Raw genomic sequence first — 2,125 nt, 5'->3', positions numbered from 1 at the left:
GCCGCCCCCCGGCGCGGTGACGGGCCGGCCCGCGCGCAGCGACGCGACCAGCCCCGCCGCACGGTCGGGTTCGACGGCGAGCAGCGTGTCGGCGCCGGCCCTCGCGGTGCGGTAGTGGCTCACCACGGCCTGGGCGAACGAGCCGACGCCCACCGGGACCACCACCAGGTCGGGCGCGGCGACGCCGAGCGCCGCGAGCTGCTGGTCGGCCTCGAGGCACAGCGTCGAGTAGCCGTCGACGATCCACTGCGGGATGTCCGTGTAGCCGTCCCAGGACGTGTCCTGCACCAGCACCGCCGTCGGGTCGGCGGCCGCGTCGGCGGCGGCACGGGCCACGACGTCGTCGTAGTCCCCCTCGGACTCGACGGTCCGCGCGCCCTCGGCCGCGATGGCCTTCTTGGCCGCCTCGGTGATGCCGGGCGGGTAGTAGATGGTCGCCTCCGCGCCGACCAGCGCCGCGACGTGCGCGACCGCGCGGCCGTGGTTGCCGTCGGTCGCGGCGTAGAGGCGGACGGCGGTGCCGCGCACGGCGTCCCGGACCGCGTCCAGCGTGATCGTGGCCAGGCCGAACCGCTCCCCCAGGGCGCGCGCGATCGCGTACGACGCGCCGAGCACCTTGAAGGCCGGCAGCCCGAGCCGGCTCGACTCCTCCTTGACGAGCACCCGACCGACGCCGAGCTCCGTGGCGAGGCGTGGCACGTCCCGTAGCGGTGTGGGCGCATATCCGGGCAGGGTGCGGTGGAAGTCGATGGCGGGCACGTCGACGATTGTCCCCGACACCCGGCCCGGCGCCCGACCCGTCAGAGGAGCCCGACCGCCGCGAGCGCCGTCGCCACGACGCCCGCGAAGGTGCGCACGTGGTTCCAGGAGGTCCACGGCTGCCGGTAGGCGCGCCATTCCGCGGCCTTGTCGTGCGCCGCGAGAAGGCGGTTGTTCAGCGGTACGTTCAGCGCCATCGTCACGCCGAAGGTGCCGACCAGGTAGACCGCTGCGGCGGCGAGGATCCAGGCTCCGCCGGCGCGCTCGTCCACCAGACCCCAGATGCCGGTGATCCCCGGGACGAGCAGCGCGCCGAAGAAGACGCTCATGAAGGCGGGCAGCGGGGCGGTCTCGTTGATGCCGTTCATCGCCTCGCCCGCCGCCTCGTCGGACGCACGGGCGAGGCCGCTCATGACGAACGACGAGAACCCGAAGAAGACGCCGGCGGACAGGCCCAGCAGCACCACCGATGCGACGGCGAAGATCGTCCAGATCATGCAAGCCTCCAGGTCAGCGCAGCGGCGCGGCGTATCACAGCCACTCTTCCACGAGGAGGCCCGTCAGTTCCAGGACTACGCCGACAAATGAACCCGGACCGCCCCGGTCCCCTGTGACCCTCGGATAACAGATCGGGCACACCGGACACGTTTGACCCACGGAGTGTCGGTGTGCCATGGAACACTTCGGCTCATGCTCGAACTTGCCACCGGAAGCGGGCTCGCCTTGTCGGCGGGCCTCAACGCATGGATCCCGCTCATCTTCCTCGGCGCGCTCTCGCGCTTCACCGACCTGGTGGAGCTGCCGGCCACGTGGGCGTGGCTGGAGAACGGCTGGGTGATGGCGATCCTGGTCGTGCTCCTGGTGCTCGAGTTCGCGGCGGACAAGATCCCGGTGCTCGACTCGATCAACGATGTGGTGCAGACCGTGATCCGGCCCACCGCGGGTGGTATCGCGTTCGGTGCGGGATCGATGTCGGAGACGGCGACCGTCACGGACCCCGCGGCGTTCGTGCAGTCCGGGCAGTGGATCCCGATCGTCGCGGGTGTGGTGCTGGCCCTCGGCACGCACGCCGCCAAGGCGGGCGGCCGCGTGGTCGCCAACACCGTGTCGGGTGGCACGGCGGCGCCCGTGGTGAGCGCGGCGGAGGACGCGACCAGCATCGGCGTCTCGTTCCTCGCGGTCCTGGCGCCGCTCGCGATCATCCCGGTGATGATCCTGTTCGTGGTCGGTGTGATCATGCTGATCCGGAGCCTGGTGAAGCACCGGCGCGCCCGGTTGGCAGGGCAAGGCGGCGGGGATGCCTACTACGTCTGAGGTCGAGGGCCTGCAGCGCGCCCGGCTCACCTCGGTGGGCCTGGGTGCGCTG

3 protein-coding genes are annotated in these 2,125 nt (G+C 71.9%); 1 reads left to right on the top strand and 2 read right to left on the bottom strand.

The window, feature by feature from the left end; translation table 11 throughout:
• Positions 1-759 (bottom strand): pyridoxal-phosphate dependent enzyme (locus PROKR_RS21935; RefSeq protein WP_036967475.1); only part of this gene is annotated, 759 nt, incomplete at its 3' end.
• A gap of 41 nt (positions 760-800) precedes the next feature.
• Positions 801-1,256: an anthrone oxygenase family protein gene (locus PROKR_RS21930; RefSeq protein WP_036967469.1), complete on the bottom strand. Its 456-nt coding sequence runs from the start codon at positions 1,254-1,256 to the stop codon at positions 801-803.
• Positions 1,257-1,449: 193 nt separating this feature from the next.
• Here PROKR_RS21930 and PROKR_RS21925 point away from each other — a divergent pair, with 193 nt between their 5' ends.
• Positions 1,450-2,073 (top strand): DUF4126 domain-containing protein, encoded by a 624-nt coding sequence (locus PROKR_RS21925; RefSeq protein ID WP_036967467.1) that lies wholly within the window; start codon positions 1,450-1,452, stop codon positions 2,071-2,073.
• The last annotated feature ends 52 nt before the right edge of the window (positions 2,074-2,125 follow it).

This window comes from Promicromonospora kroppenstedtii DSM 19349 (assembly GCF_000515355.1).
GTDB lineage: Bacteria > Actinomycetota > Actinomycetes > Actinomycetales > Cellulomonadaceae > Promicromonospora > Promicromonospora kroppenstedtii.
The sequence above is the reverse complement of the archived record's forward strand: the minus strand, read 5'-3'. Positions and strand labels throughout refer to the sequence as shown.